Source organism: Alienimonas chondri (assembly GCF_013036045.1).
Lineage (GTDB): Bacteria > Planctomycetota > Planctomycetia > Planctomycetales > Planctomycetaceae > Alienimonas > Alienimonas chondri.
Genome location: NZ_WTPX01000288.1, coordinates 1 through 2,698, shown reverse-complemented (window position 1 = coordinate 2,698; position 2,698 = coordinate 1). Strand labels below are relative to the sequence as shown.

Here is a 2,698-nt window from a genome sequence, read left to right as displayed (position 1 = left end):
GAAGGAGGCGTCGTCGGGGATCGGGACGATCTTCGGCCCCAGCATCCCCATGTGCAGCCAGACGCTGCTGCTGCCCGGTCCGCCGTTAAAGCAGAAGGTGATCGGCCGTGCCTCTCCCTGCTTCGGTTCGACGGTGTAGGCGACGTAGAAGACCTGGGCGTCGCCCTCGGCGTCTTCATCCTCGCCGACCAGCGGCAGCGTGCCGGCGGTCGCGGTGTATTCGATCTCCGCCCCGGCGATCGTCAGCGTGTGCTGCGTCGTGATCGGAGCGATTGCCGTCGCGGGGGCTTTCTCGGCTGATTTGTCCCCCGCGTCGTCCTGCGTCCAGGCGGTCAGGGGGCAGAGGACGAGGGGTAGCAGAAACGTCAGGCGTCGCACGGGCGGTGATCCGGGGAGTAGGGGGGCGAAAGACTCGCCCCAGACTACCCACTCGGTCCGCGTTCGACAGGGGGGTCAGTCGCCCTCGCCCGGCAGCACGTCGGTGACGAATCGACCGCCGGAGAGCCACATGCCGGTCTCGGTCGGGCGGCACCACTCGATCTCCACCCGGTAATTGAACTCCCGCGTTTCGCTGGACATTTTCACCCGGCAGTACCCGCGGTTCAGCGAGCCGCGGGTGAGCAAACCCAGCCCCCCCCGGCTGATTTCGCGGGTCATCGCGGAGACGGTATTGCCGCGAAGCGTCGTCACCTCCGCGGGCACGCATAGTTGCAAACGGGGCACGGTGCGCAGCTCCGCGTCGGGGGATTCTTGGCCGACGCTTTCCAGCACCTCGTGCAAGTCGGAGAGGGTCGGGCGGCTCCAAACGTCGGCGGACATTTCGGCGGGCTTCGCGTGCGGGGCGTGCGGTTTCAGGGTGAATCGAAGCCTAGGTCACGAACGGCGCCCACGCCGGCGCCGCCTGGTCGCGCGTGGGGGATGATCCGTCACGTGCGGCCGCTCAACCGCGCTTCGAGCCGATCGAGCGAGGCGGACAACTGCGAGACCCGCTCCGGCGAGAGCGCGGCGCCGCCGAAGCGCACCGCGTAGAACTCCGAGGCGGCCGAGATCGGCAGAGCGGCGAGTTCCTCGCCGACCGTCGGTCGCCACGCCTGCGCAGCTCGGGCGGCGAACTCCGAGGGAGTTTCCGCAACGCCCCGAATCACGCCGCGCCGTGCCGCGAGCCGCACGAACCGCCGCCAGAATCGCACGGCGCTGGCCCGTGCTCGGCTCTCCTTGCGGCGCCGCCACGTTCGGGCGAACAGTCCCCGGGCCGCCCAGGCCGCCCCCACCAATGCGAGGAGGATCACGGCCGCGAGGGCGCCGGATTTCGCGTCGAACTGCCATCCGCTGCCGTTCGGACCGCTCACGAAACGGGTGGCCGCCAGCCGGAAGGTCTCCCAGGCGTCGCGGAGCGGTCGGCCGAATGCGGTCCGCTGGCGTTCGAGGCTCATGCGAACGACGTACTCCGCCCAGATGAACTCCACCCCGTTGACGAGGTTCGCCAGTCTCGCGAACCGCGGACCGCTCTCGGCGACGCTTTGGGTGCGTGCAGCAGCGGGGGTGGCGTCGAACGTTCGCCACCGGCCGTCGACGAACCCTTCGACCCAGGCATGGGCGTGGCGCTGCTGCACCTCGAACCGCCGGGTCGTCTTATTCAGGTCGCCCCCTTTGAAGCCCGTGACCACGCGACTCGGGATGTCGCGTTCGCGAAGCATCAACGCCAGCGCCGTCGCGAAATACTCGCAGTGGCCGACGCGCTTGTTGGCGAGGAAGTCTTCGACCGCATCGATCGTCGGATCTTGCACCGAGAGATCCAACGAATAGCCGAACCGGCCGGAGTCCCGCAGGTAGCTGGTCAATCGTTCCGCCGTCGCGCGTTCGCTGGTTCTTTCGGTCGAACCGGCGAGGGCGTCCGTCGCGGCGGCGGCGACCGCCGGGAGTTCGCCCGGCGATTGCAGGTATCGCAGTCGCAGGCCCTCGGGCAGCTCGGGGCGTGAAGCGTCGCCTTTGAGACCGTCGGCGGCGTCCGGCGGCGAACCGTCGCCCTGACCGCTCCACCCCGGCAGCCGGCTCCAGCCGATCGAGCCGTACCTTGCGGAGGGGTCCGCGGAATACACGACGTATTCCACCTCCGTCGTCGCGGACACGGCTTTCGGACGAACGAGCAGTCCGTCTGACAGCCGCTTCGAGGAACGGGCGGAATCGGCATTGGGGAACGTCACCGCCGCGGCCTGACCGGCCTGGAACAGTACCTCGTCGCCGATCGGCCGGAGGCGGTATCGCTCGATGGCCGTGATCCTCGACGGGGGCGGCGGCACATGGGAGAGCGTCAACCAGTCGGAACGGGAGTCGCCGCTGTCGCTCCAGCGGCCCTGTTCGTAGTGGTCCAACGTCCGCCCGCGAAACAGCGGCTCCTCCGTGCCGAAGACCTCCGCGGCGTCGTTCGATTCCAACGATCGGCCGAGGCGGGGGCGTTCGATCTCCACGTCGAAGGCCGGTTCGTTGCTTTCGAGAATCTCGCCCAGCGCCCCCAGTCGCACTTCGCCCGTGAAGCCGGTGAAGGCGGCGGCGCCCGCGGTGCGGGACGGATCGATCGGCGGTCGTCGGCTGAGCCACGTCCGAGGCGTGAGGAAGAAGATCGTCAGGCCCACGATGACCGCGACGGCGGCCAGCGTTCCCACGATGCGGCGCGATCCGGGGGGGCCGTCGGCGCCGA

At 69.3% G+C, this 2,698-nt stretch carries 2 protein-coding genes and 1 pseudogene; all 3 read right to left on the bottom strand.

Translation table 11 applies throughout. From position 1 onward, the window contains the following. Positions 1-378 (bottom strand): annotated as a pseudogene (locus LzC2_RS21055) (peptidase S10); the annotation flags it as partial. A 75-nt stretch (positions 379-453) separates the two neighbouring features. Beyond that, positions 454-819 carry a PilZ domain-containing protein gene (locus LzC2_RS21050; protein ID WP_171189989.1) on the bottom strand — a complete coding sequence of 122 codons (366 nt, stop codon included), beginning with the start codon at positions 817-819 and terminating at the stop codon, positions 454-456. A 107-nt stretch (positions 820-926) separates the two neighbouring features. After that, positions 927-2,698, bottom strand: a 1,772-nt coding sequence (locus tag LzC2_RS21045; RefSeq protein ID WP_171189988.1) for a transglutaminase TgpA family protein, incomplete at its 5' end; no start/stop codon positions are given.